Origin of the sequence: Zongyangia hominis (genome assembly GCF_014385095.1) — a bacterium.
Classification (GTDB): Bacteria; Bacillota; Clostridia; order Oscillospirales; family Ruminococcaceae; genus Zongyangia; species Zongyangia hominis.
Window position 1 is genome coordinate 182,554 of the sequence record NZ_JACRTC010000002.1, and the last position, 25,236, is coordinate 207,789.

The following is a 25,236-nucleotide window of genomic DNA, read 5'->3' on the forward strand; positions in this document are numbered from 1 at the left end:
CTTCTTTTTTGCTACGCTTTTTCTGTTGCGCGCGCTTTCTGTCTTTTTCTCATCGCGCTCACAGTCTTTGCGTATCACAAGCATCGCTCCTTTCTTATGTGCTGCGAAGCCTGCACCTTCGCCGGGGAACCCATCGGTTCGCACTTTTTCATTCACTCATCTGTGAACGATTACTTCTCATTATACATAATTTCTTAAGAATTGCAAGGTTTTTAGCCATTTTGAAACCTTTTATACACTATATTCAATAATATTTAAAAAATGAAGTGGATATTATTTATTGGAATCCAACAAAGTATGTGTACAAATTATAGACAGATAAAGATCGACATTTTTTGGAAAAATTCCCGAAAAGATGGATCATTTTTAAGCCTACTGAACTTCACCCTGCCTTCCCTCTTCCCCATTACATCACCGCCGCCTGCCTTTCCCGGGGTTGTCCGGAAGGATTCCGGCAGGAATTAGGATAACATCCCAATGTAACAGTTTTATGATGAGAAGGCAAAAAGAGTGCGAAAAAGGACAGGCCGCCCATGCGTCCTGTCCTTTTGAAACAGCAATATTTACAGCACTTTGGAGAGGAAATCCTGTAATCTGGGGTTCTGGGGGTTCGCAAAGAAGGCATCCGGCTTTTGTTGCTCCAAAATCATGCCTTCGTCCATGAAGAGCACCCGGGTTCCCACCTCTCTGGCAAAGCCCATCTCGTGGGTGACCACCACCATGGTCATGCCTTCCAGCGCCAATTCTTTCATCAGCTCCAGCACCTCGCCCACCATCTCGGGGTCCAGGGCGGAAGTGGGCTCGTCGAAGAGCATCACGTCCGGATTCATGGCCAGCGCCCGCACGATGGCGATACGCTGCTTTTGTCCGCCGGAGAGCTGGGGCGGGTAGGCATCGGCCTTGTCGCTGAGCCCGATGCGGTTTAACAGCCGGAGCGCCGTTTCCTGGGCCTGCTCCGCTTTTTGCAGCCCCAGCTTGATGGGAGCCAGGGTAATATTCTCCGCCACCGTCAGATGGGGGAAGAGGTTAAAGTGCTGGAACACCATGCCCATCTTCTGGCGCAGCTTATTGATGTCACATTTGGGGGCGGTGATCTCCTGCCCTTCAAACCAGATTTCTCCCTTGGTGGGGGTCTCCAGCAGATTCAGGCAGCGCAGGAAGGTGCTTTTTCCCGAGCCGGAGGGCCCGACAATGACCACCTTTTCCCCCTTCTCGATTTCCTCGTTGATACCTTTGAGGACCAGGTTGGTTCCGAACGCCTTTTCTAAGCCTTTAACGCTGATCATTCTTCGCCATCCTCCTCTCAAAGTATCCCAGGGCCTTGGTCATGCCGATGACCAATACCAAGTAGGTAAGTGCCGTCACATAGAGCGGCGCGTTATTGTAGGTACGCCCGCGGATGAGGTTGGACGCCGATGTGATATCCATCAGCGCGATGTAGCCGGCCACCGACGTCTCCTTGAGCAGGGCGATAAACTCGTTGCCCAGGGCGGGCAGGATGTTTTTAATGGCCTGGGGCATGACGATGTAGCGCATGGTCATGCTCTGGGTCAGTCCCAGGGAACGGCCCGCCTCGGTCTGGCCTTTGTCCACCGCCATAATACCCGAGCGGACGATCTCGGCCACATAAGCGCCGGAGTTGATGCCGAAGGTGATGATAGCCACAGGAATGGCATTCGTGATAAACGCAAAAAGTGAAAAGTACATAATGAGCAACTGGACCACGATGGGGGTCCCGCGGATGACGGTGAGATACAGGTCGCAGAGCATCCCCAACCACCGCAGCTTCCGGTTTTGGGACGCCGCCACCTTGGCAACCGCTACCAAAATGCCGATGACGACACCGATCAAGGTGGCGAACAAGGCGATGATCACCGTGTTGCCCAGGCCCTTGAGTAGCAATAACCACCGGTCCTGCTCGATGAGTCCCTCGTACAGATAGTCTCCCATGGAGGTAAATATATTGGCTAGTCCTGGAACCATGACGTCCTCCTCAGATTTTTCTCGCCAGTTTCCCCAGACGCCGAAGAGGGCCTCTTCCCTCCCCTGTCCATGCAGAAAACCGCCGGATACCGCCCAACCCAGGCGGGAAACAATCTACGGCAGCGGCAAAAAGATGCCGCTGCCGTGGATATTCGATTGATTTTTAAAGCTCGTTATGCAGCTGCGCCCATGTGCTTGAGGACGTACTCGTCGATCTTACCCTCGTCCATTAGCCGCTGCAGGGTGGTGTTGATGGCGTCGAGCAGGGTGGTGTTGCCCTTTTGCACAGCGATGGCGTAGCTTTCCTCAGTCAGCGCCTCGGGGATGAGCTCCAGGTCGGAGTTCTTCGCCACGATGCTCTCGGCGGGCAGCTGGTCGACGATGACGCCATCCAGACGGCCGTTTTTCAGGTCGTTGGCCGCTTCCAGCGCGGTTTTATATTTCTTGACCTGATCTTCCGCCATGGCGTTGTCGTCGACGCAGAAGAATTCACCGGTGGTGCCGGCCTGCACGCCGATGGTCAGGTTGGGGATCTGGTCGGCGGTGACGCCGCTGCCCTTCTTAATGATCAGATACTGGGAAGATTTGACATACTCGATGGAAAAGTCCACCTTGTCCAGACGGTCGGGCTTGATGGTGATGCCGGCCGCGCCAAAGGAGCCCTTGCCCGATTTGACCGCGTCGACGATGCCGTCAAAGTCCATGTTGACGACTTTCACTTTTACGCCCAGGTCCTTGGCGATCTCGTTGGCGATGTCCACGTCCACGCCCACAAACTCGTTGTTCTCCACATACTCAAAGGGCGGGAACGCCGCGTTTGTCAGCATGACCAGCTCGCCGTCTTTTTTGACCTGTTCTAATGTCGGTGTCTTTTTGCATCCGGCCAGCGACACAACCATCAGCGTCGCAAGCAGGATGGCAACAAACTTCTTCATAAAATACCCCTCCAAAAGTTACGAAATGTTCAAATTTGCTCGATGTTTATTATTATACAAGCCCCGCCGGAAAAATCAAGGCCTAAATGAGAAAAAATTCAGTATTCACCGTTTTTTATTCATATTGACTGTATAAACATACCTGATCGGCCAATTTTTGCATCGGTGTGTCCAAGGGAGCGCTCACCTCCACCCACCGGCGGGTGAGGGGATGGCAAAAGCGCATCCATCCGCAGTGGAGCGCCTGGCGGCCGATGTGGTCCCGGCTGCCGCCGTAGAGCTCGTCCCCGGCCAGCGGGTGGCCCAAATGGACCATATGCACTCGGATTTGGTGGGTCCTCCCCGTTTCCAACCGGCACTGGACTAAGGTATATACGCCGTTTGTGCATAAACTTTCATAATGGGTCCGGGCGCGGCTCCCATCGGGGCGCACACAGCGCAACACCTTGCTCCCGGGCAGCATGCCGATGGGAGCGTCGATGACGCCGGTTCCCGAAAGGACGCCGGTGACGATGGCGGTGTACCGCTTCTCCACCTGCCTTGGGTCGAGGGAGGCGCACAGGGCGTTTTTGGCGCACAGCACCAGCCCAGAGGTGTCCTTATCCAGGCGGTTGATGGGATGAAAGACGGGAACATAACCCAGCCGCTTCCCCATGACCCCGGCCCAGACGTTGGCCAGCGTCTCCTCCTGGTGCTCATGGGCCTGGTGGACCGGCATATGGGGCGGCTTATCGAAGACGAGGAAGTCCTCGTCTTCATAGGGGATGGGGACCGGGAGGAAACAGGGCGTCATCTCCCGGCGCTCATCCGGCAGGCGCAGGCAGAGGCTCTGCCCCGCCCGCACCCGGTCGATAACCCGAGCGGGCTCCCCGTCCAGGGTGATGCCGTCCGGGGCGCGCTTGAGGCACTTGACCACCGTGGAGGAAAGGCCGTATTCCCTTTTGAGCAGGTCGTCGAGCCTCCTCCCCTCCTGCTCAGGGGTAATAAGCCACTCTATAACGCGCATGTCCTTTCCTCCTTTCGCAAAAATCCGGCGGAAACCATAAGGTTTTCCGCCGGATTGAAGATCGCTAGGCGTTTGAGTCTACCGGATGAACGCGGACGGGCTTTCTGGCGCATTTCCAGGGCCGCGCCGTCAAACCACTTGGCGCTCTGCCCCATGTGCCGCTCCTGCCCGGTCCTTTCCGCGCACTCCGCCGGAACCGGCGGCACAAGCCGGGCCGCTACCCAATGCGCCCCCGGAAACCGGTGGCGGGAACTGATCTGCAGCTTATTTTACTTCCACAACCCAGCCGTAGGGATCGGGGATTCTGCCCCACTGGAGGCCGGTCAGCTCGTTATAGAGCTTCATGGAGATGTCGCCGATCTCATTGTTGTTGATGTCCATGATAAGATCCCCCCATTTGATGTGGCCGATGGGGGAAATGACGGCGGCGGTGCCGGTGCCGAAGGCCTCGTCCAGCTTGCCGGCCTTGTAGGCTTCGGCCACCTCCTGGATGGAGAGGCGGCGCTCGGTGACCTTGTAGCCCATGCCGCGGAGCATCTCAATGCAGGACTTTCTGGTGATGCCGGGCAGGATGGAGCCCACCAGCTCCGGGGTGATGACCTCGCCGTCGATGACGAAGAAGACGTTCATGGCGCCGACTTCCTCGATGTATTTCTTCTCCACGCCGTCGAGCCAGAGCACCTGGGAATAGTTCTGCTCATGGGCCTCCACCTGGGCCTTGAGGGAAGCGGCGTAGTTGCCGCCGGTCTTGGCCATGCCGGTGCCGCCCCGGACGGTGCGTACGTAGTTATTCTCCACGTACAGCTTGACGGGGTTGAGGCCCTCCTTGTAGTAAGGGCCGGAGGGAGACAGGATGATCACGAAGAGATAGCTGTTGGCCGGACGAACGCCCAGGTGGGCGTCGGAGGCGATGATGAAGGGACGGATGTACAGGGAGGTGTCCTTGAGATGGGGCACCCAGTCCTTTTCGATTTTGAGTAGCTCGATGAGGGCCTGGAGCGCAAACTCCTCGTCGATCTGGGGGATGCAGACCCGGTCGTTGGAGCGGTTGAGGCGCGCGAAGTTCTCCTGGGGTCTAAACAGCAGGATTCTGCCGTCCTCTGCGCGGTAGGCCTTCATGCCCTCAAAGACCTCCTGGCTGTAATGCAGCGCCATGGCGGCCGGATCCAGCGGCAGCGGACCGTAGGGGACGATGCGGGCGTCGTGCCAGCCCTGGCCCTCGTCGTAGTCCATCAAAAACATGTGGTCGGTAAAGATATCCCCAAAGCCCAATTTTGTCTCGTCCTGGGGCTTCGGCTTGAGATTTTTCGCAAGCTCGATTCTCAAGTTGTTCATGATCGTATCCCTCTTTCCTTTAGGTCTGCCCGCCGGGCATTTCCCAAATCTTTCATTCATTTCATGTTACCAGTATAGCAACCACCCCGAAGGAAAGCAAGACCTTCCTTTGGGGGTGCGCAAAATCCCCAGCCAACGGCCGGGGATTTGCAGTCGAGCAAAAGGCAGGCTCCGCTCTAGGGCGGTCCCTCCTCATTAATAGGCAACACCCTGGGCCATCATGGCCTCGGCCACCTTGATAAAGCCCGCGATATTGGCGCCCATAACCAGGTTGCCCTGTGCGCCGTACTCAACAGAGGCATTGTAGGCGTTGTGGAAGATGTTGACCATGATGCCGTGCAGCTTTTCGTCCACTTCCTGGGCGGTCCAGCTGTAACGCATGGAGTTCTGGCTCATCTCTAAGCCGCTGGTGGCCACGCCGCCGGCATTGGCCGCTTTCGCCGGCCCAAAGAGCACGCCGTTTTTCTGGAAGACTTCCACTGCTTCGGGGGTGGAGGGCATGTTGGCGCCCTCCGCCACCGCCATGACGCCGTTATTGACCAGCATCTGGGCCTCTTCGCCGTTAATTTCATTCTGGGTCGCGCAGGGCAGAGCCACATCGCACTTGACGCTCCAGATACCGCGGCAGCCCTCGGTGTAGGTGGCGCCGGAAACCCGTTTGGCGTACTCGCTGATTCTTCCCCGCTCCACCTCTTTGATCTGCTTGACCACGTCGAGCTGGATGCCGTTGGGATCGTAGACATAGCCGGAGGAATCGGACAGGGCAACCACCTTGGCGCCGAACTGCTGGGCCTTCTCGGTGGCGTAAATGGCCACGTTGCCGGAACCGGAGATGACGACGGTCTTATCCTTTAAGTCGGTGTTTTTCATGACGCTGAGCATCTCTTTTGTGAAGTAGAGCAGGCCGTAACCGGTGGCCTGGGTGCGGACGAGGGAACCGCCATAGGTCAGCCCCTTGCCGGTGAGAACGCCGGTAAACTCATTGCGCAGGCGTTTGTACTGGCCGTACATAAAGCCGATCTCTCTGGCTCCCACGCCGATGTCGCCGGCGGGGACGTCGGTGTCGGCGCCGATGTGTTTGGCAAGCTCGGTCATAAAGCTCTGGCAGAAGCGCATGATTTCGCCGTCGGATTTGCCCTTGGGGTCGAAATCGGAGCCGCCCTTGCCGCCGCCCATGGGCAGGCCGGTCAAAGAGTTTTTGAAGATCTGCTCAAAGCCTAAGAATTTGATGATGGATGCGCATACGGACGGGTGGAAACGAAGGCCGCCCTTGTACGGGCCAATGGCGGAATTAAACTGTACGCGGAAGCCGCGGTTGACTTGGACCTTGCCGTTGTCGTCGACCCAGGATACCCGAAACTGAATGAACCGCTCGGGCTCGACAATGCGGTCAATAACGCCGGACTTTACAATGTCGGGGCGTTTTTCTACGACCGGCTCAAAAGATTCCAGCACTTCCTTGACGGCCTGGAGAAATTCAGGTTCGCCGCTGTTTCTTTTGCAGACGGTCTCGTATACTTGATTGAGGTATTCGCTTTTAAAGGCCATGGTTTCGCTCCCCTTTATCGAATTTGGTTCTATTATACCCACTTTAGCGCGATCATGCAAGAACTTACTGCAACTTTTTTTCTGATTCATGCAAATTTTTTGTGAATTTCACGGTTTTATCCCGAAAATTCCGATCTTCACGGCTTAGCTTTGCAAGATTTATTTTTTGTATTTCACTTTTTCCTGTTTTTTTCGTCTATAATGCTTAAAATGGAGCGGGTCGGGCCCCTTCGTCTTGTGTAAAATCGCTTTTTGTGGTATGATGAAACCTGTCAAAATTGACGGCGTCCCCGGTTGAGGATGCCTTGTGAGTAAGCAGGACAGCGGCGGGAACAGTGCCGTAAGGCCGTTTCCGAGGAAAGTCCGAGCTCCAAAGGGCAGGATAGCTGCTAACGGCAGCCGGAGGCGACTCTAGGGACAGTGCAACAGAGAGATACCGCCGAAGCGTTGATTTCCACGCTGGCAAGGGTGGAAAGGCGAGGTAAGAGCTCACCAGCGTCCAGGAGACTGGACGGCTATGTAAACCCTATCCGGAGCAACACCATTGGGAGAACGCAAAGCGCCGGCCCGGCGTGTTCTCGAGAAGGTGGCTGGAGCCTTATGGCGACGTAAGGCCTAGATAGATCGTTGTCGAAAACAGAACTCGGCTTATCTGCTTAGTCACAAGAAAAAGGCGTCCGCTTCACGCGGACGCCTTTTCTCTTTTGGAGAAAAACACCGAATGTTTTCCTTTTGCACATCGAGTTGGGGTGCTGTCGCCAGTCTTTCGAAGTTAGCCGATGTCGATTTGACGGGACTGGGGTTTGGTCTCCACCACTTTGGGGAGGATAAGCTCCAGCACGCCGTTTTTGTACTCGGCCTTGATGCTCCCGGTGTCGATGCCGGAGACGTCAAAGCTTCTGACAAAGGAACCGTAGCTGCGCTCCCGGCGGATGTAGTTATCCTTCTTTTCCTCGTTCTGGGTCTCGTGCTTGGCACTGATGGTCAGGGTGTCGCCCTCCAAATTGATGCCGATGTCCTTCTTATCGAAGCCCGGCAGCTCGGCCTCCAGCAGATAGTGATCGCCTTTGTCCCGGATGTCGGTGCGGAAGGCGGAGATTTGGTCCCCCATCTCCCCGAAGAAATCCTTGCCCCAGTCGTTAAAGTAATGCATCAGGTCGTTTCTTCTGCGTTCAAACGGTAACAGATCAAACATCATACATGCCTCCATTTATTTGAATGATTTGGTTTTGGTTTGTGTCCTCGGATATCCGTATCCTTTTGACAGTTTTTATTATAGGGGGCAGATGTTACAAAACCACACAAAAATTGCGAACAAACTTTTAATTTTAGCACTCGTATAAATAGAGTGCTAAAATTAAAAGAATCGGCTGGAAACAAAAGAAAAAAGGATGGAAGCGCTCGCTTCCATCCTTTTTTAGAGCTTCTTTCTCATGGGGACATGGGGGCAGTACTCTTCGTAGTACTCGTCCCCGCAGGCTATGTATCCGCACTTTTCATAAAAGCCGCGGGCTCTGCACTGCGCGCCCAGCTCGCCCCACTTCCCGCCCAGCTGACGGGTCTTCTTTTCCAGCTCGTCGAGGAGCGTACGGCCCAGGCCCTGTCCGCGGTATTCTTTGAGCACCGCGATGCGCCCATAATGGTAGGCGCCGTCCTCCCCGGGGAACATTCGGGCCGTGGCCATGGGAGCGCCGGCCTCGTCGTAGAGCACCAAATGGAGGGCTTTGACCTCCATGTCGTCGAACTCGTCTTTAAACTGCTGCTCCTTGACAAAGACGGTGTCCCGGATCATCCGGGCGTCCTCGGGCAGGCGCAGGTCCTCGTACCATTTGACTTTAATCATCTTGTCACATCCTTGTGTCCGTTTTCATTCAGACACATTATAGCAAATATTTATCCAATTGCCCAGATAAAATGCAGCGCGGACATGGTGGCCACCCCCGGCAGCCCCAGCAGCGCGGTGACAAGGCAGGTGAAAAGGTTGACCCCCATCACGATGCCGGTATAGCCGGTGGTCAGGTTGACCGCCGCCAGCCCCAGAAACCCACACAGCGCGTGGGTCACATAGGTGGACACCGGATTGGTCCGTTTGGCATAGAGGGCCACCAACACCCCCGCCGAAAGAAAGATCGCCGCGATGAGAATAATTTCACTTATCCCAAGAGCCGTACACCCCTTCCATTTGAATTCCGTGGGCGGGGTCGTAGGAGATACCCTTGCGTTTTGCCATCTTGATGAGATACCGGTACCGCGCCGAAAGCGCCTTGTTTTCGTAGATGCACGCCTCCAGCAGGTCCTCATCCTGCTCCAGGTTAAAGCGGCGCTCCGCGTAGTCCATCAGCTCCAAGACCGCCTTGATGTCCTCGATGATGCGGTCGGTCTCCTGTACCGGAGCCGCGGACGTCTCCCTCACCCGGGGCAAGAATTTCGATCGGAGTATTCCTTCCATGAACAAGCCCACCCTTCAATTTCATTGTATGTGGGTAGCCTTGGCGGATATGCGGAAAATATGCAGGAGGTTAGGTAAAAAATTCCATCTTAAGACTGGTGGGAAATGGGCGGTAGCGCGGCGCGCAAAAAGGGCCCGGAGCAGATACTCCGGGCCTCTCATAAAAGCTAGACAAATTCAAAATCGATCTTTCCGGCGGAGACGTCCGCCCCCATCACCTTGACGGTGACGGTGTCGCCGATGCGGTACCGGCGGGGGGAGAGCATGTCCTTATACTCCATGCGGCCGTCGTACTGGAAGGAGTCCCCCAGCGTCTGGGCGCGGACCAGGCCCTCCACGGTGTTGGGCAGCATGACATAGATGCCGAAGTTGGTGGTGGAGGAGACGACCCCCTCCATCTCTTCACCCAGGTGGTGCAGGATGTATTCGGCCTTGTAGCAGTCCTCGCAGTCCCGCTCGATGGTCATGGCCACCACTTCCCGCTCGCTGGACTGGTTGGCGGTGGGCCCTGCCACCTTACCGAAGCGCTTACTCAGCCGCTCCACCCCGGAGCCCGCCAGATAGGCCGACATGACCCGGTGGATAAACAGGTCCGGATACCGGCGGATGGGGGAGGTAAAGTGGGCGTAATTTTGTAGCACCAGGCCGAAGTGTCCGATGTTTTTCTCGCTGTACTTGGCCTTGGACATGGTCCGGAGCATCTGGCTGTTGACGATCATCTGGTATTTGGTGCCCCGCACCTTCTGCAAAATCTCGTCGAGGCGCAGAGAGCTGACGCCGGGCTGTATCCCCCGCTTGTCCTGGCCGATGGCGCCCAAAAGTTCCGACAGGTTCTGGAGCTTCTCCGGAGAGGGCGGCTCGTGGACCCGGAAGCAAAACGGCAGGTGCTTATCCAGGGCGAAGGTGGCCGCCGACTCGTTGGCCAAAAGCATGAGCTCCTCGATGATGTTCTCGCTGCGGCCGGTGCCCCGGGGGACGATCTCCTTGACGTCGCGGTTTTCATCCAGAATGATCTTAGACTCACAGGTGACAAGCTCCAATGACCCCCGCTCCCGCTTCTTTTGCAGGCGCAGGTCGCACAGCTCGTCGATGAGATGGATGGATTCCATCACCGCACTGTATTTTTCCATGATCTCCGGGGAGGCCTCCCCGGCCAAGATGGCGTTAATCTCGCTGTAAACGCCCTTGACCTTGGAGCGGATGAGGGTCTTTTGAAAATCATAGCTGATGAGCGTACCGGTGGGGTCGAGCTTCATCAGGCAGGAGAAAGCCAGCCGGTCCTCCCCCTCGTTGAGGGAGCAGATGCCGTTGGAGAGGGCCTTGGGGAGCATGGGGATAACCCGGTCGGCGTAGTAGATGGAGGTGCCCCGCTCATAGGCCTCGTTGTCCAGGGGGCTCTGAGGATGGACGTAATAGCTGACATCCGCAATGTGGACCCCCAGTTCCCAGCCTTCCGCCGTCTTTTTCACCGAGACGGCGTCGTCCAAGTCCTTGCTGTCGGCCGAGTCGATGGTGAAGATCACTTCCTCCCGCAGATCCAGACGGTTTTCCCTCTCCTTGGGATGGATGCCGGAAGCGTTGATGTGCTCTGCGGCTTCACTGACCACTGCGGGGAAGTCCACGTTTACGTCGCTTAAGCGGATGAGGGACTGGGCGCAGTTATCGGCCTTTAAGGAACTGCCGAAGACCTCGATGACCCGGGCCTTGTGGTTATAGTGGCGGGGACCCCGGGAGACGATTTCGCACAGGACCTTGTCCCCCTCCTTATAGCGGTTCGCTTTTCCTGAAACGAGCCGGACCGGGAAGCCCAGCATTTTGTCGGGCACCACTTCAAAGAAGTCCTGGTTGCGGCTGACGACGCCGGTGAAGCGGCAGGCCGCCGCCTTGGCAATGGAGACCACCTCCCCTTCCCCCAGAGAGCCCTCCTTCCGGGAGGGATAGGTCTTGAGCAGCACCATGTCGCCGGGCAGGGAGCCCATCAGCCCCCGTCCGGGGATAAACAGGTCCCCGTCGGCGCCCACCGGCCGGGCAAATCCATAGGTGCTGTTGACCCGCACAATTTCGGCGGCGGTCAGCCCCTCGTTTTTGGGCAGGACAAAGCCCCGCCGTTTATAGTAGAGTTCCCCGGCCTCCACCAGCCGGGTGAGCCTCTTTTCAAAGGCGTCCTGATCCCCCTTGGCCACCTTGAGCTTCCGGCTGAGCTCTTCCACTCCCACCGGATTGCGCTTGCCCTTGGCCACAATGCCAAGGATCTTCTCATCAAAATTTTCTTGTTCTGCTATTTTTACCATAGTTCCTCCATGCCGGACCTCCGGCCTTGTCTTTCGCGTTGTTGTCACTGATGATGGCTTTCCTGCCGCATCCGATTGTTTTAGTTTTCCCAGAATTTTATCCGTTCATGACACCATTGCTTGGAAAGGAGAAAAACGCATTGGCTTTTGCCCTTTCGAGTCCGTATTCGGCATCCCATGTAAATTTGCGCCTGCAAGCTGAAAAAAACCCTGCGAAATTCGCAGGGTTTTTTGAAAACAGCATTTACTTCACAAAAACAGCAATTGCATTGACTGCGATCGTCACAACAACAAAGATGATTGCCACAATTCTTGTCATGCGCTTGAGCATTGCATCGTAGGTTCTCGAGCTGTTCTTGCCCAGATAAGAATCCGTCGCACCCGTCATCGCGTTCATTCCATCGGAATTACTCTCCTGGAGCAATACAACGATAATCAAAATAATGCTGGTTAGAATAAGCAGTATGCCACCGGCTATCTGAAAAGGTCCCATTGTATCACCTCCGAATCCTAAAGCTACCGAGAGCTAACTTGTAATATAATAGCATAATCTTTTGGCTTTTGCAAGAGATTTTCTCGTTTTTTGCCGGATTTCTCCACCTTGGATTTGGGATTAATTGACTAGGTTAAATCCTTCCAAACAACACAAACTATCATTGGCTTTACAGATCATCTCTTTGCGTTTGCACGATATGTAAAGCTATCATCGGACGCGCTCCCCCTTTTGGGCGGGGCCGTCCGATATTTTTTTGCCCATGGGGTGGAAGGGGAGCGCCGGAAACTTTTCCGGCGCTCCCCTTCCCCGTTACCGATGCGCTCCAGGCGCAGACTGGGCGGCGGCGCCCCTAAAAGCTCAGCTGCTCCACCAAGTCCTCCGGCCGCGGTAGGGCGCCCGCCGCCGGGTAGTTCTTGGCCCGGTACCGGTGAGGGCTTGCAAGCATATCGTCCCGGTAGACCGCCGCCTGCTCCACCAAGGCGTTTTTGCGCAGGGTCATCACCTGGACGCCCTGGGTGTTCTTGGTGGTCTTGACGGGGATGAGGGCGGTGCTGACAAGGAGCATCCGCTGGCTCGATGCCTTGAGAAGCAGCTCGCACTCCTCCTGGAAAGCGAAGACCGCCGTCAGCGGCGATTTATCGCTGTAAGCGCCGGTGAGCTTTTTGCGGCGGGTTTTGGTCTCATAGGCGGAGAGGGGCACCTTGGCCGCCTTGCCGTTTTGGAAGACGAAGACCACATGGCCGCTGTAATCGGCGGTGACCACCATGGACACCACGTTTTCCCCCTCGTCCATCCCCAGTCTGGCCGGGATGTATTCGCCCAGGACGCTGGCCTTCTGGTCGTCGAACTCGCAGGCGCGGGTCTTATAGACCTGCTGGCGGTCGGTGAAGAAAAGCAGCTCCGCTAAATTGGTGCTCTCCACCATCTGGCTTATCTCGTCGCCCTCCTTGAGCTTCTGGTCACCGCCCATGCGCAGGGAGAGCGGGGTAATCTTCTTAAAGTAGCCTTCCCTCGTCAAGAAGAGGTTGACCGGGTAATCGGGGATTTCGTCCTCCTCGTCCACCTCTTCGGTCTCGTCCACATAGATGATCATGGTCTTTCTGGGCTGGGCGTATTTCTTCTTGACGGCTTTGAGCTCCTCGATGATGACGCCCTGAATCTTCCGCTTGTCTGCGAGGATGCTTTCAACCTGCTGGATGTCGGCTTTAAGGTCCTCCACCTCGGAGGTGCGTTTGAGGATGTACTCCCGGTTGAGGTGTCGCAGCTTGATCTCCGCCACAAACTCGGCCTGGATTTCGTCGATGCCAAAGCCGATCATCAGGTTGGGAACGACTTCTTCCTCCTCCTCGGTCTCCCGGACGATTTTCACCGCCTTGTCGATGTCGAGAAGAATTTTAGAGAGTCCCAGCAGCAGATGGAGCTTGTCCTTTTTCTTTTTCAGCTCAAAGTAGAGCCGGCGTTTGACGCACTCGAGCCGGAAGGCCGTCCACTCCTCGATGAGCTCATAGACCCCCATCACCCGGGGCGCGCCGCCGATGAGGACGTTAAAATTGGCCGAAAAGCTGTCCTCCATGGGCGTCATACGAAAGAGCTTTTGCATCAGCTTTTCCGCGTCCACCCCCCGTTTGAGGTCGATGGTGAGCTTGAGGCCGGACAGGTCCGTCTCATCCCGCATGTCGGAAATTTCCCGGATTTTGCCGGACTTGATGAGGTCGACCACCTTGTCCATGATGGCCTCCACCGTGGTGGTGGGCGGAATCTGGGTGATCTCGATGCGGTTGCCCGCTTTATCGAAGTTGTACCGGGCCCGGATTTTGACCGAGCCGCGGCCGGTGCGGTACATCCGCTCGAGCTCCTTCTCGTCGTAGCGCATGAAGCCGCCGCCCGGAAAGTCCGGGCCCTTGAGGGTATCGCTTAAGTCGTGGTCCGGGTTTTTCATTAAGGCGATGGTGCTGTCGCACACCTCGCCCAAGTTAAACGGGCAGATGGCGCTGGCCATGCCCACGGCGATGCCCACGTTGGCGTTGACCAAAATGGTGGGAAAGGTCACCGGCAGGAGGGTGGGCTCTTTCATGGAGTTGTCGTAGTTGTCCACAAAGTCCACCGTGTCTTTGTCGATGTCGGCAAAGAGTTCGGCGGCGATGGGGGCGAGCTTAACCTCTGTGTAACGGGAGGCCGCGTAGGCCATGTCCCGGGAATAGGCCTTGCCGAAGTTGCCCTTGGAATCCACATAGGGATGCAGCAGCGCTTCGCACCCCCGGGTCATACGGACCATGGTCTCGTAGATGGCCTGGTCGCCGTGGGGGTTAAGCTTCATGGTCTGGCCCACCACGTTGGCGGATTTGGTCCTCGCGCCGTTTAAAAGCCCCATTTTATACATAGTGTATAGAAGTTTCCGGTGGGAGGGCTTGAATCCGTCGATTTCCGGGATGGCGCGGGAGAGGATGACGCTCATCGCATAGGGCATATAGTTTTTTTCCAGGGTGTCGGTGATGGGCTGCTCGATCACCACGCCCGCGTTTTCAAAGTGAGCGGTCTGGTTTGTTTTAGGCCGCTGTGGGATTTTCTTCTTGGGAGCCATGTCGTTCCTCCGTCCGGTTAATTTAAGAGACGTCCGCGGCGTCTAGGTAGAGGTAGCCGTTTTGGGCGATAAATTCTTTTCTGCCGGGGAGATTTTCCCCCAGCAGCAGGTCGAACATCTCGCTGGTGGCCTTGGCGTCGTCGGGGGTGACCTTGATCAGGCGTCTGGTCTCGGGGTTCATAGTGGTCAGCCACATCATGTCTGGCTCGTTCTCTCCCAGGCCCTTGGAGCGCTGGATGCTGTATTTGTTCTTGCCGATCTTCTCCAAAATGGCGGCCTTCTCCGCCTCGGTGTAGGCAAAGTAGGTCTCCCCCTTGGAGTTAATTTCATACAGCGGCGATTCCGCAATAAAAACGTAGCCCTGCTCGATGAGGGTGGGGGTCAGGGTGTAGAGCATCGTCAGAATAAGGGTCCGGATTTGGAAGCCGTCCACGTCCGCATCGGTACAGATGACGATCTTGTTCCACCTGAGCCCCTCCAGGTCGAAGGAAGCCAGGTCCTTGTTGGCCTTGCTCTTGACCTCCACCCCGCAGCCGAGGACCTTGATGATGTCGGTGATGATGTCGTTTTTAAAGATTTTCCCGTACTCGGCCTTTAAGCAGTTGAGAATCTTACCCCGAACCGGGATGATGGCCTGAAACTCGGCGTCCCGGCCCATCTTGCAGGAGCCCAGGGCCGAGTCGCCCTCCACGATGTAGATTTCCCGCCGGGAGGTGTCCCGGGTCCGACAGTCGACGAACTTCTGCACGCGGTTGGCAAGGTCAATGGTGCCCGCCAGCTTCTTTTTGATGTTGAGCCTCGTCTTCTCCGCGTTTTCCCGGCTGCGCTTGTTGATGAGCACCTGCTCGGCCACCTTGGCCGCGTCGTCGGGGTTCTCGATGAAGTAGATTTCCAACTGGTGCTTGAGAAATTCCGTCATGCACTCATAGATGAATTTATTGGTGATGGCCTTCTTGGTCTGGTTTTCGTAGGAGGTCTGGGTGGAGAAGGAGGAGGACACCAGGATCAGGCACTCCTCCACGTCCACAAAGGAGATTTTGCTCTCGTTTTTGAGATACTTGCCGGTCTGTTTGAGATAGGCGTCGATCTGGCTGACAAAGGCCTGCTTGACGGCCCGCTCGGGGGAGCCGCCGTGTTCTAGGTGGCTGGAGTTGTGGTAATATTCGATGAGCTTGACCCGGTTGGAGAAGCAGCAGGCCACCTGGAGCTTCACCTTGTATTCGGGCTTGTCCTGCCGGTCCCGGCCCTTACGCTCCCCGCTCCAGTTTTGAATCGGGGTCAGGAAGGTGTCCTGTGCGATCTCCTTGACATAGTCGACGATGCCCTCTTCGTAGAGGAACTCCTGCTCGTCGAAGCCACCGCCGTTTTGAATCCTGAGCACAAAGCGAAGCCCCGCGTTGACCACGGCCTGACGCTTGAGAATTTCGGTATAATATTCGTCGGGGACGTCCACGTCGGTGAAGACGTCCAGGTCCGGCTTCCAGCGGATGCGGGTGCCGGTGCGCTTCTTCTTGACTTCCTGCTTTTGGAGCCCCCCCACGTTCTCGCCCTTTTCAAAGCGCAGATTGTACTGGAAACCGTCCCGGAAGATCTCCACGTCCATGTATTCGGAGGCGTACTGGGTGGCGCACAGGCCCAGGCCGTTGAGCCCCAGAGAGAACTCGTAGCTCTCGCCCTCGTTGGTGCGGTATTTGCCGCCCGCGTAGAGCTCGCAGAAGACAAGCTCCCAGTTATATTTCTTTTCGTTATTGTTGTAGTCCACCGGGATGCCCCGGCCGAAGTCCTCCACCTCCACCGAGTGGTCCGCGTATTTGGTGATGACGATCCGGTCGCCGTGGCCCTCCCTGGCCTCGTCGATGGAGTTGGAGAGTATTTCAAAGATGGAGTGCTCGCAGCCCTCGATGCCGTCGGAGCCGAAGATGACGCCGGGGCGTTTGCGCACCCGGTCGGCGCCTTTGAGGGACTGGATACTGTCGTTGCCATACTCTTGTGATTTTTTTGCCATTCGTTTTTAACCTCCCCGCCCCGGACAGCATCCGGAACAGTCTATCATTTGAAAGGATACCCATTTTGTCTCAAAATAAAATGTCAACGGACGCTTCTTCCCGCTTGCCTCCACTGAAAAAGCTGCCGGGAAGCATTCCTTTGGAAGTTTCATCCAGTCTAAATTGTAACCCAAAGTTCGCCCAACGTCAAATCATCCGATGAGCGGGGCCAAACGCGCAAACAAAAACCGGCTGTTTTTACAAACATCCGGTTTTCCGTTTGTGTTTCGTTGCCGCTTCGCCTAGATGGTGGGGGAATCCTCCCCGGACGGCTGTCCGAGGACCTCGCCCGCGTCGGTTCCCTCCTGGGGGGCGGAGCCGGCGGACTGGGAAGCGCCGGAGGTGAAGTAGCTCTCCGGATCGCCGACGAGCGCGCCGAAGAGGGAGTCCTCCATCAGCTTTCTAAACTCGTCGCCGTCGACCTTCTCGTGCTCGAAGAGGTAGACCGCCACCTTGTGGAGCTTATCCATATGGGTATTGAGGATATCCTTGGTGGACTCGTAGGCGGTGTCGATGATCTCACGGATCTCCGAGTCGATCTCCGCCGCCACATTTTCCGAATAATCCCGGTTGTGGCCGATGTCCATCCCCAGGAAGACCTCGCCCTGGTCCTGGCCGTAGACGATGGGGCCCAGCTTTTCGCTGAAGCCGTAGCGGGTGACCATGCTTCTGGCGATGCCGGTGGCCCGCTCGATGTCGTTGGAAGCGCCGGTGGATATGTCGTCGAGCACCAGCTTTTCCGCCACTCGTCCGCCGAGCAGCGTGACAATCTGCTCCATCATTTCCTTTTTGCCTACGTAGCTCTTGTCCTCCGAAGGCAGGCTCATGGTAAATCCGCCCGCCATGCCCCGGGGTATGATGGAAATCTGATGGACCGGGTCCTGGGTCTTGGAATAGTAGGTACAGACGGCGTGGCCCGCCTCGTGATAGGCGGTAAGCTTTTTGTCCTTGTCGGTGACTTTATGGGAACGCTTCTCGGGGCCCGCCACCACCTTGATGGTGGCCTCCTCGATCTGCTCCATGGTGATGGCTTTCAGGTTCTTCCGAGCGGCCAAGAGCGCCGCCTCGTTGACCAGGTTTTCCAGATCCGCGCCGGTGAAGCCCGCCGTGGACTTGGCAATGACGGACAGCTCCACATCCGGGCCGATGGGCTTGTTGCGGGTGTGGACCTTGAGGATGTCCTCCCGGCCCTTGACGTCGGGGTAGCCCACCACGATCTGGCGGTCGAAGCGCCCCGGACGCATCAGCGCCGGGTCCAGAATGTCCCGCCGGTTGGTGGCCGCGATGACGATGACGCCGGTGTTCATACCGAAGCCGTCCATCTCGACCAGAAGCTGGTTTAAAGTCTGCTCCCGCTCGTCGTGGCCGCCGCCGAGGCCCGCGCCCCTGTGCCGGCCCACCGCGTCGATCTCGTCGATGAAGACGATGCTGGGGGCGTTTTTCTTGGCGTTTTCAAAGAGGTCACGGACGCGGGACGCGCCCACGCCGACAAACATTTCCACAAAGTCGGAGCCGGAGATGGAGAAAAACGGCACGCCGGCCTCCCCCGCCACCGCCCGGGCGAGCAGGGTTTTACCGGTTCCCGGAGGTCCCATCAGCAGCACGCCCTTGGGAATGCGGGCGCCCAGCTCGTTAAATTTCCGTGGGTTTTTGAGGAATTCCACGATCTCCTGTAATTCCGCCTTTTCCTCCTCGGCCCCCGCCACGTCGGCGAAGGTGGTCTTGGGCCCATCGGGGGGCTGCTTGACCTTGGCCTTGGAGAAGGTGTTCATCTTACCGGCGCCGCCGCCTCCGGCCTGGCGCATCATCATGACCCAGAAGACCACCAGCGCGCCCACCAAGAGCAGGGAGGGCAGCATGGAGAGCCACCAGGGAATCTCGGTGGCGGGAATCTGGTCAAAAGTCATCTTGGCGTCGGGATGGGCCTCGTTATAGGATTTCACCGACTCTTTGATATCGTCGAGGAACACGCCCACGTTGGCAACTTTGTAGACCACAGGCTTTTCCTGTCCCGCTACCTTGAGCGTCAGCTCTCCCGTTCCGAAATCGAGGGTATAGTCGGTCACCTTCCCCGTTTCAAAATAGCTGAGGACCTCGCTGTATTTCATCTGCGAGGTGGGCTTCATGGCATAGAACAGGGACATGCCTAGAATCAGCAAAACCAGCAGGGCCACATACAGCCCGATATTCCTGGATTTTTTGGTTGCCAAACAGCGTCACTCCTTTTGTTTCAGTTGGGGTATCCGCGCTCCCGCCGCTTTAGCTTATGCCGCTTAGGGGGCGCATATGCAAGCAGGCCGCGGCGCCCCCAGGCGCCGGGCCGGAATTTCTGTTTTATTCGTAGACCGAGGGCTTGAGGATGCCCACATAGGGAAGATTGCGATATTTTTCCGCGTAGTCGAGGCCGTAGCCCACCACAAATTCGTCGGGCACCTCAAAGCAGACGTAGTCGGGCTTGATGTCGGCCTCCCGGCGGGCGGGTTTATCGAGGAGGGTGGCGATGCGGATGCTCTTGGGACCCCGCTTGGAGAGCATGTCCCGCAGATAATGTAAGGTCTTGCCGCTGTCTAAGATATCCTCCACCAACAGCAGATCCACCCCTTCCAGGGAGCGGTCCAGGTCCTTGATGATCTTCACTTCGCCGGATGTTTTGGTCCCCGAGCCGTAGCTGGAAACCGACATGAAGTCGATGGCCGCGTTGACGTCGATGGCCCGCATCAAATCGGCCATAAACACCACCGAGCCCTTGAGTACGCTGACGAGCAGCAAGTTCTTGTCGTGATAATCCCGACTGATCTTCGCGCCGATCTCGCTGACCTTGGCGGCGATTTCCTCTTCGCTTAACAGCACTTTCAAAATGTCTTCCTTCATGTCAAATCCTCCCCATGATCTTTCTCTTCCATTTTCACCCAGAGGATGCGCTGGGTCTCCTCCGTGACCGCCACACTTTCGTCGCAGCCAAAGCCAAAAACCCACAGCACCTTGTTATCATCTGTCAAAACGGGGATTCTATCCCTGACTTGCGCCGGGATTCCCGCCTCTTGCAGCAATTTTTTTAACGTCTTGGTGACGCCTCTGCCCATAAGCCGGATGCTGTCTCCCGGCTTTCTATTTCTAATGCGGGCAGTAACGCCTATTTTATCATAGTCCAAGGTATTTTTTAATACCTTTTGATGAAATTTTTTTAAATTCTCCCATTTCTCACGGTCAAGGATTTCCAAATGCAAATCCACGCCCTCCAAAAACGGATGGATACCGGCCTCCGCCGGCAAGCTCGTGGGCAGGGGAGGCGGCGTCTCCCGCAACACCCGGAGCACCCCGCCCCGCACCTGGCAAAAGTGGACGGGATCGAGTTCCACCGCGCCGCCGGCGGACAGACACGCCTCGATGAGCCGCAGCTGCCGCCCCGTGCAGGGAGCGCCCTCCCCCTCGAGAATGAGGCGCAAAGCCCGGCCTCGGAGGGCGGATGGGAGATCCGCCAGCTTTTTCGCGTCAAAACCGGAAGCCTTCTCCGTTTCCCAGAACCACTGGACGCCGCACGGCGTCCGGTGGGCAGTCTCCTTCGGTTCCGGGTCCCCGTCAGACAGCCGGGCGGGCTTTGGCGTTTTTCCCTCCCCATTCCATGGGGAGGTCGCCCCTGCAACTCCAATTTTCCCATCTGATGGCCGGGCGGCCTTCTCCGCTTCGAGACGGCTGTCTGATTTCGCGACTCCCTGTTCTGGCAGCCGGGCGGCCGCCACCGCCTCCTTTGCCAAGGCGCTTAAAAATTCCTCGTCCTGACGCAATAGCCGCTGGGTCTCGGAAAAAGTGACCGCAAATCCCGGGTGTACCCGCTCGAAATCGGGCACCAGATGATTGCGGATAAAGTTGCGCGTATAGTCATCGGATAAATTGGTGCTGTCGGTGACATAGGAAAGATTCCACTCCCGGCAGTAGTCCTCGATGTCCCGGCGGGTATAGGGAAGCAGCGGCCGGAGAAATTCGTCCCGGCGCTCAGGAATCCCGCACAGTCCTTTGAGCCCCGTCCCCCGCGCCAGGTGGAAGAGGGTGGTTTCGATGCTGTCGGAGAGGGTGTGGGCGGTGGCTATCCAGGCGCGGTGCTCACGGGCCAGGGACGAAAAAAAGGCGTAGCGCTCGTTTCTGCCGCACAGTTCCAGGGAAATGCCCTGCTCCTTTGCTTTGGAAACCACGTCCACGTCTTTGACAAAGAGCGGTAAGCCCAGCCGCGAACAAAAATTCCGGACAAAGTCCTCGTCCCGTTTGGCCTCCTCCCCGCGGATGCGGTGGTTGAGGTGGCAGGCCATGACCGGTAGGCCCATCTCCTCCCGGCCGCTCCACAGAAGATGCGCCAGGCACACCGAATCAGCGCCTCCCGACAGGGCCACGATGATGGCGTCCCTCTCTGATAGCCGCACCTTTGCTTTGAGCTGGTCAATTACCTCACGGTTCACTTCTAAACAACTCCAAATTTCCAAAACGGGTGTATTGGCCGTCCCAGCTGAGCTTGATGATGCCGGTCTCGCCGTGGCGGTTTTTAGAGACGATGCACTCCGCCACGTTCTGTTCCTCCGACTCCCGGTTGTAGTAGGCGTCCCGGTAGAGGAAGAGCACGATGTCCGAGTCCTGCTCGATGGAGCCGGACTCACGCAGGTCGGCCAGGATAGGCCGGTGGTCGGTCCGCGCCTCCGGGCCGCGGGAGAGCTGGGACAGGGTGATGACGGGCACGTCCAGCTCCTTGGCCATGATTTTGAGGTTTCGGGTGATCTCGGAAATCTCCACCACCCGGTTGTCGTTGCGCCGCCCCGAGCTCATCAGCTGCAAATAGTCGATGACCACCAGCCCCAGGTCCTTGACCCGGCGCAGCTTCGCCTTCATCTGGGCCACGGTGGTGCCGGAGGTATCGTCGATGTAAATTTGGGCCTTGGCTAAGGTCTGGGCCGTCATGGCCAGGCGCACCCACTCCTCGCTGGACATGTTGCCGGTGCGCAGGGACATGCTGGAAATGGACGCCTCGGAGGAGAGCATCCGGGACACCAGCTGTTCCTTTGTCATTTCCAGGGAAAAGATAGCCACTTTCTTCTTGGCCTTGATGGCCACATTGGCCGCGATATTTAAAGCGAAGCTGGTCTTACCCATGGCCGGGCGGGCGGCCAGTAGGATGAGGTCGGATTTATTGAGGCCCACCGTGATGTTGTCAAGACCCGTAAATCCGGAGGGCACGCCCATAAATTCCGATTTGTCGTCCCCCGACAGCTTCTGAAGCCGGTCGTAGGTCTCGATGATGATCTCGTCAATCCGCTGCAAGCCCTGGGAGTCCCGGCCCTGGCGGATGTCGAAGATCTTCTGTTCGGCGTAATCGAGCAGGTTGGAGGCGTCGCCGTGGCCGGTCTGGGAGTTCTCGATGATCTCCTGGGAGGCCGAGATGAGGCGGCGCAGGTAGTATTTTTCCGCCACGATCTTGGCGTAGGCCTCCACGTTGGTGGAGGTGGGCACGATCTGTGCCAGGGAAACTAAATAGACCTTGGCGTCCTCGTCGCTTTCAAAGATTTCGTCGGACTTGACCGCTTCCAAGAGGGTGACAAAGTCGATGATCTGTCCGGCGGTGAACATCCGCAGGATGGTAGAAAAAATCTCCCGGTTCTGGGGCCGGTAAAAGCAGTCGGGCGTGATATATTCGAGCACCGCCGAAATACAGGCCGGGTCGATGAGGATGGCGCCGAGCACCGACTGCTCCGCCTCCAAATTGTAGGGCAGCTCCTGGCCATAGAGGGCCGACATCTCGTCCAATGGGCTTCACCTCCCGCTTTGCGCGATCAAAATTTCCACCGGATGACCGGCGAATGAAGTAGGGCCTGGACACAAGCCGCCTTCCGCTCCCATGGGGCGGAAGGCGGCTTTCTTTCTATGTTCTGCTGGGTCTGCGCAGGACTCCCAAAGCTACTGCTCGTCGGAAACCTGAGCGTACATCTTGGCGGAAATGCCCTGATAGAGCTTCACTTCAAATTCATAAGTACCAAAGGCTTTGATGTCTGCGTCCAGCGCGATCTTGCGCTTTTCCACCTGGGCGCCGTACTGCTTCTGGATGGCTTCGGCAATTTCCTTGGCCGTCACCGAGCCGAAGAGCTTACCGCCCGCGCCCGCCTTGGCGGTGAGCTTGACGGTCTTGCCGTTAATCTTCTGCGCCGCTTCCTCACAGGCCTTTTTCTCCATGGCGATCTTGTGGTCCTGCGCCGCCTGTTTGGTTTTGAGCACGTTCATGTTCTGGGTGGTGGCTTCGATGGCCATGCCCTTTTTGAGCAGGAAGTTTTTCGCGTAACCGTCGGAAACATTGACCACCTGGCCCTTCTTTCCGCTGCCCTGTACGTCCTGGGTTAAAATGACTTTCATAGTGTTCGTCCCTTTCCGGCAAAAGATTTGACTGTTCTATATCCAAACAAATATATGGTTCTTTCTATAATAGAATCTGCGCTTTCTCCTTGCGCGGTCGCTGGTCGATTTTTTCACGTTCCACGTCCTGGGATAAAAACTTGCGGATGCTTCTTCTCTGGGCGATGACTTTTTCGAGTTCCATTGTGTTCCTCCCGCCCTTTAAGGCAGCGTCGGCGCCGATGTAAAGTAGGCGTCGATGGCCTCCAGAAGCATTTGGCGCGCGTCCTCCATGGAGGTGGCGTTGATCTGGGCCCCGGCCATGGTCAAATGCCCGCCTCCGCCCAGACGCTCCATCACCAGCTGTACGTTCATGCCGCCCATGCTCCGGGCGGAGAAAGAGATGCCCTTGTCGGTCTCGTAGGCGACGAAGGAGGCGATGACATCGTTGATGCCCAGCAGCTCGTCGGCCGCCTGGGGCGCCACGATGCGCATGTCCTCGTCGTAGGTACCGCCGATGCAGGCGATGGCACAGTTGCGGTAAATTTCCGCGCCTGCCACCACTCTGGATTTCTTCTGGTACGCCTCCATGGAGTCGGAGAAGAGCTTACGCACCTCCACCGTGTCGGCGCCCAGCCTCTTGAGATAGGCCGCCGCCTCAAAGGTGCGCACCCCGGTCTTCATGACAAAGTTCTTGGTGTCCAGCATGATGCCGGAGAGCAGAGCTTCCGCTTCCAGACGGCCGATGCCGTTTTGGTCGCCCAGGTATTGGATGAGCTCCGCCACCATCTCGGAAGCGGAGGAGGAATAGGGCTCGTGATAAAAAATGACGGCGTTGTCGATGTGGTCCACCATCTTGCGGTGATGGTCGATGACGACCACCGACTTGCAAGCCGCATAGAGCTCTCTGGATTCCAGGAAATGCTGGATGTGGGTGTCCACCACGATGAGCAGGGTCTTGCGGGTGACATTGGGCAGCAGGGTCATCGGTTCGGCAAACATGTCGCCGCTGCCCTTTTCGATCATCCGCTCCACCAGCGGCGCCGCCAGCGATTTGGAGCGCTGGATGGCCACCACCGCGTGCTTGCCCATGTTGCGCACCACCCGGCACAGGCCGATGCTGGCGCCCACGCAGTCCAAATCGGAGAACTGGTGGCCCATGATGATGACGTTGTCGCTGTTTTCAATGAGCTCCGAGAGGGCCGAGGCCACGATTCTCGTCTTGACCTTGGTTCGCTTTTCAATGCCCTTGGAGACGCCGCCGTAAAACTCAAAGCCCTTCTGGGTCTTGACCGCGGCCTGGTCGCCGCCCCGGCCCAGCGCCATATCCAGCGCCTGTTTGGCCATGTTTTCGGCCTCCGAAAGGCTCGCGCCGTCCCGCCCGATACCAATGCTCAACGTCGCGGGCATTCGGTCCCCGGCCACGATAGAGCGCACCTTATCGAGAATATCAAACTTGCTGTCGATGATGCGGCGCATGTAGCGCTCCTCCACCACCGCCACGAATTTGTCCTTTTCCAGCTTGCGCAAAAGCCCCGCCGTATCCCCGACGAAGTTCTCGATGGCCCGCTCGATCTCGCTGATCACCTGGACCTTTTCACTGTCCTTGGCGTTTTGCAAAAGCTCCTCGTAGTTGTCGATGACGATGAGGAGCACCGACGGCCGGGTCAGCTCGTATTCCTTGGCGATATTGATGAGCGTCGTCTGGTCCACAAAATAGTACATGTTGAGCTTGTGGCCGTCCTCCTCCGACTGGGAGCGGAAGACCCGGTAGCTGCGCCCGTCCACGTTTAAGTACACGCCGTCATCCGTCGACAATTTTGGATTGTCCGGGTCCTTGACGACGTCGGTGACGGCAAGGCCGATCATGTCCTTGCCCTTGGCCACTTTATCCCGGAAGACATTGTTGTACCATGCGATCTCATTGCCCTGCATGGAAACCATCACCGGAACGGGGAACTCCACCAGCGAGCTTTTCTGCGCGGTGGTCAGGGTGTGGCCCAGCTGCTGGAGATAGAGATGGATGTCCTTTTGTATGCCGATCACTCGCACCGCGATAAAGATGAAAGCCACCACAACCACGGCAAGCTCCACATAAAAGAGCCGGATATTCACAAAAAAGGTCGCAATGACCATGGCGGCGCACAACCCCATCAGCACATAAAGCAGCGGGCGGTACAGCCCCATCTTTTCTTTCATGC

The 25,236-nt window shown here is 57.1% G+C and carries 21 protein-coding genes and 1 other RNA gene; 2 read left to right on the plus strand and 20 right to left on the minus strand.

What is annotated here, in order from left to right; translation table 11 throughout:
- Positions 1-563 precede the first annotated feature (563 nt).
- From H8709_RS04345 to gdhA, 6 genes are all read right to left on the minus strand, one after another.
- Positions 564-1,286: an amino acid ABC transporter ATP-binding protein gene (locus H8709_RS04345; protein ID WP_262397145.1), complete on the minus strand. Its 723-nt coding sequence runs from the start codon at positions 1,284-1,286 to the stop codon at positions 564-566.
- Positions 1,273-1,983 carry an amino acid ABC transporter permease gene (locus H8709_RS04350; RefSeq protein ID WP_262397146.1) on the minus strand — a complete coding sequence of 237 codons (711 nt, stop codon included), beginning with the start codon at positions 1,981-1,983 and terminating at the stop codon, positions 1,273-1,275. The genes H8709_RS04345 and H8709_RS04350 overlap by 14 nt, the downstream gene beginning before the upstream one ends.
- 173 nt (positions 1,984-2,156) lie before the next feature.
- Positions 2,157-2,918 (minus strand): transporter substrate-binding domain-containing protein, encoded by a 762-nt coding sequence (locus tag H8709_RS04355; RefSeq protein WP_262397147.1) that lies wholly within the window; start codon positions 2,916-2,918, stop codon positions 2,157-2,159.
- Positions 2,919-3,033: 115 nt separating this feature from the next.
- Positions 3,034-3,924, minus strand: a complete 891-nt coding sequence (locus tag H8709_RS04360) for an RluA family pseudouridine synthase (protein WP_262397148.1) — start codon at positions 3,922-3,924, stop codon at positions 3,034-3,036.
- Between the two features lie 264 nt (positions 3,925-4,188).
- A complete protein-coding gene (locus tag H8709_RS04365; protein WP_262397149.1) occupies positions 4,189-5,259 on the minus strand; it encodes a branched-chain amino acid aminotransferase in 1,071 nt (356 codons plus the stop codon).
- A 195-nt stretch (positions 5,260-5,454) separates the two neighbouring features.
- Positions 5,455-6,807 (minus strand): NADP-specific glutamate dehydrogenase, encoded by a 1,353-nt coding sequence (gene gdhA, locus H8709_RS04370; RefSeq protein WP_262397150.1) that lies wholly within the window; start codon positions 6,805-6,807, stop codon positions 5,455-5,457.
- A 308-nt stretch (positions 6,808-7,115) separates the two neighbouring features.
- On the opposite strand from gdhA, the gene rnpB reads away from it, so the two are divergent.
- Positions 7,116-7,474: RNase P RNA component class A (rnpB, locus tag H8709_RS04375), an RNA gene on the plus strand.
- Between the two features lie 105 nt (positions 7,475-7,579).
- Here the strand turns inward: rnpB and H8709_RS04380 are convergent.
- From H8709_RS04380 to rnr, 5 genes are all read right to left on the minus strand, one after another.
- The gene (locus H8709_RS04380; RefSeq protein WP_262397151.1) at positions 7,580-8,002 is read right to left on the minus strand and encodes an Hsp20/alpha crystallin family protein; all 423 of its coding nucleotides are present in this window, start codon (positions 8,000-8,002) and stop codon (positions 7,580-7,582) included.
- Positions 8,003-8,224: 222 nt separating this feature from the next.
- Positions 8,225-8,650, minus strand: coding sequence for a GNAT family N-acetyltransferase (locus tag H8709_RS04385; protein ID WP_262397152.1), 426 nt, complete (start codon positions 8,648-8,650; stop codon positions 8,225-8,227).
- 50 nt (positions 8,651-8,700) lie between these two features.
- Positions 8,701-8,913, minus strand: coding sequence for a pro-sigmaK processing inhibitor BofA family protein (locus H8709_RS04390; RefSeq protein ID WP_262397317.1), 213 nt, complete (start codon positions 8,911-8,913; stop codon positions 8,701-8,703).
- A 43-nt stretch (positions 8,914-8,956) separates the two neighbouring features.
- The gene (locus tag H8709_RS04395; RefSeq protein WP_262397153.1) at positions 8,957-9,256 is read right to left on the minus strand and encodes a YaaL family protein; all 300 of its coding nucleotides are present in this window, start codon (positions 9,254-9,256) and stop codon (positions 8,957-8,959) included.
- 167 nt (positions 9,257-9,423) lie between these two features.
- Entirely contained in the window at positions 9,424-11,547 is a 2,124-nt protein-coding gene (rnr, locus tag H8709_RS04400; RefSeq protein WP_262397154.1) for a ribonuclease R, read from the minus strand.
- A gap of 41 nt (positions 11,548-11,588) precedes the next feature.
- Here rnr and H8709_RS04405 point away from each other — a divergent pair, with 41 nt between their 5' ends.
- Positions 11,589-11,888 (plus strand): hypothetical protein, encoded by a 300-nt coding sequence (locus H8709_RS04405; RefSeq protein ID WP_262397155.1) that lies wholly within the window; start codon positions 11,589-11,591, stop codon positions 11,886-11,888.
- Here H8709_RS04405 and secG read toward each other — a convergent pair.
- The 9 genes from secG to H8709_RS04445 all read right to left on the minus strand — a co-directional run bounded on the left by secG (position 11,792) and on the right by H8709_RS04445 (position 25,234).
- Positions 11,792-12,040: a preprotein translocase subunit SecG gene (gene secG / locus H8709_RS11870; RefSeq protein WP_392391655.1), complete on the minus strand. Its 249-nt coding sequence runs from the start codon at positions 12,038-12,040 to the stop codon at positions 11,792-11,794. The two genes, H8709_RS04405 and secG, sit on opposite strands and share 97 nt — an antisense overlap.
- Positions 12,041-12,392: 352 nt before the next feature.
- The gene (locus H8709_RS04410; RefSeq protein WP_262397156.1) at positions 12,393-14,624 is read right to left on the minus strand and encodes a DNA gyrase/topoisomerase IV subunit A; all 2,232 of its coding nucleotides are present in this window, start codon (positions 14,622-14,624) and stop codon (positions 12,393-12,395) included.
- 22 nt (positions 14,625-14,646) lie between these two features.
- The gene (locus H8709_RS04415) at positions 14,647-16,629 is read right to left on the minus strand and encodes a DNA gyrase/topoisomerase IV subunit B (RefSeq protein WP_262397157.1); all 1,983 of its coding nucleotides are present in this window, start codon (positions 16,627-16,629) and stop codon (positions 14,647-14,649) included.
- Between the two features lie 282 nt (positions 16,630-16,911).
- A complete protein-coding gene (gene ftsH / locus H8709_RS04420; protein WP_392391661.1) occupies positions 16,912-18,813 on the minus strand; it encodes an ATP-dependent zinc metalloprotease FtsH in 1,902 nt (633 codons plus the stop codon).
- 190 nt (positions 18,814-19,003) lie between these two features.
- Positions 19,004-19,540: a hypoxanthine phosphoribosyltransferase gene (gene hpt / locus H8709_RS04425; RefSeq protein WP_262397159.1), complete on the minus strand. Its 537-nt coding sequence runs from the start codon at positions 19,538-19,540 to the stop codon at positions 19,004-19,006.
- Positions 19,537-21,120: a tRNA lysidine(34) synthetase TilS gene (gene tilS, locus H8709_RS04430; protein WP_262397160.1), complete on the minus strand. Its 1,584-nt coding sequence runs from the start codon at positions 21,118-21,120 to the stop codon at positions 19,537-19,539. Before tilS ends, hpt begins: the two co-directional genes overlap by 4 nt.
- Positions 21,110-22,447, minus strand: coding sequence for a replicative DNA helicase (gene dnaB, locus H8709_RS04435; protein WP_262397318.1), 1,338 nt, complete (start codon positions 22,445-22,447; stop codon positions 21,110-21,112). Before dnaB ends, tilS begins: the two co-directional genes overlap by 11 nt.
- Before the next feature lie 159 nt (positions 22,448-22,606).
- A complete protein-coding gene (gene rplI, locus H8709_RS04440) occupies positions 22,607-23,056 on the minus strand; it encodes a 50S ribosomal protein L9 (RefSeq protein ID WP_262397161.1) in 450 nt (149 codons plus the stop codon).
- A gap of 201 nt (positions 23,057-23,257) precedes the next feature.
- On the minus strand, positions 23,258-25,234 hold the full coding sequence (locus H8709_RS04445; protein WP_262397162.1) for a DHH family phosphoesterase: 1,977 nt from the start codon (positions 25,232-25,234) through the stop codon (positions 23,258-23,260).
- Positions 25,235-25,236: the final 2 nt, after the last annotated feature.

What these genes read in the sequence shown, in the direction of transcription:
- dnaB (WP_262397318.1), bottom strand. Translation starts at nt 22,447, where the DNA reads ATGTCGGCCCTCTATGGCCAGGAGCTGCCCTACAATTTGGAGGCGGAG.
- H8709_RS04350 (WP_262397146.1), bottom strand. Translation starts at nt 1,983, where the DNA reads ATGGTTCCAGGACTAGCCAATATATTTACCTCCATGGGAGACTATCTG.
- rnr (WP_262397154.1), bottom strand. Translation starts at nt 11,547, where the DNA reads ATGGTAAAAATAGCAGAACAAGAAAATTTTGATGAGAAGATCCTTGGC.
- H8709_RS04365 (WP_262397149.1), bottom strand. Translation starts at nt 5,259, where the DNA reads ATGAACAACTTGAGAATCGAGCTTGCGAAAAATCTCAAGCCGAAGCCC.
- H8709_RS04380 (WP_262397151.1), bottom strand. Translation starts at nt 8,002, where the DNA reads ATGTTTGATCTGTTACCGTTTGAACGCAGAAGAAACGACCTGATGCAT.
- H8709_RS04355 (WP_262397147.1), bottom strand. Translation starts at nt 2,918, where the DNA reads ATGAAGAAGTTTGTTGCCATCCTGCTTGCGACGCTGATGGTTGTGTCG.
- H8709_RS04445 (WP_262397162.1), bottom strand. Translation starts at nt 25,234, where the DNA reads ATGAAAGAAAAGATGGGGCTGTACCGCCCGCTGCTTTATGTGCTGATG.
- H8709_RS04395 (WP_262397153.1), bottom strand. Translation starts at nt 9,256, where the DNA reads ATGGAAGGAATACTCCGATCGAAATTCTTGCCCCGGGTGAGGGAGACG.
- secG (WP_392391655.1), bottom strand. Translation starts at nt 12,040, where the DNA reads ATGGGACCTTTTCAGATAGCCGGTGGCATACTGCTTATTCTAACCAGC.
- H8709_RS04385 (WP_262397152.1), bottom strand. Translation starts at nt 8,650, where the DNA reads ATGATTAAAGTCAAATGGTACGAGGACCTGCGCCTGCCCGAGGACGCC.
- rplI (WP_262397161.1), bottom strand. Translation starts at nt 23,056, where the DNA reads ATGAAAGTCATTTTAACCCAGGACGTACAGGGCAGCGGAAAGAAGGGC.
- gdhA (WP_262397150.1), bottom strand. Translation starts at nt 6,807, where the DNA reads ATGGCCTTTAAAAGCGAATACCTCAATCAAGTATACGAGACCGTCTGC.
- H8709_RS04410 (WP_262397156.1), bottom strand. Translation starts at nt 14,624, where the DNA reads ATGGCTCCCAAGAAGAAAATCCCACAGCGGCCTAAAACAAACCAGACC.
- ftsH (WP_392391661.1), bottom strand. Translation starts at nt 18,813, where the DNA reads ATGTCCCTGTTCTATGCCATGAAGCCCACCTCGCAGATGAAATACAGC.
- H8709_RS04415 (WP_262397157.1), bottom strand. Translation starts at nt 16,629, where the DNA reads ATGGCAAAAAAATCACAAGAGTATGGCAACGACAGTATCCAGTCCCTC.
- H8709_RS04345 (WP_262397145.1), bottom strand. Translation starts at nt 1,286, where the DNA reads ATGATCAGCGTTAAAGGCTTAGAAAAGGCGTTCGGAACCAACCTGGTC.
- hpt (WP_262397159.1), bottom strand. Translation starts at nt 19,540, where the DNA reads ATGAAGGAAGACATTTTGAAAGTGCTGTTAAGCGAAGAGGAAATCGCC.
- H8709_RS04360 (WP_262397148.1), bottom strand. Translation starts at nt 3,924, where the DNA reads ATGCGCGTTATAGAGTGGCTTATTACCCCTGAGCAGGAGGGGAGGAGG.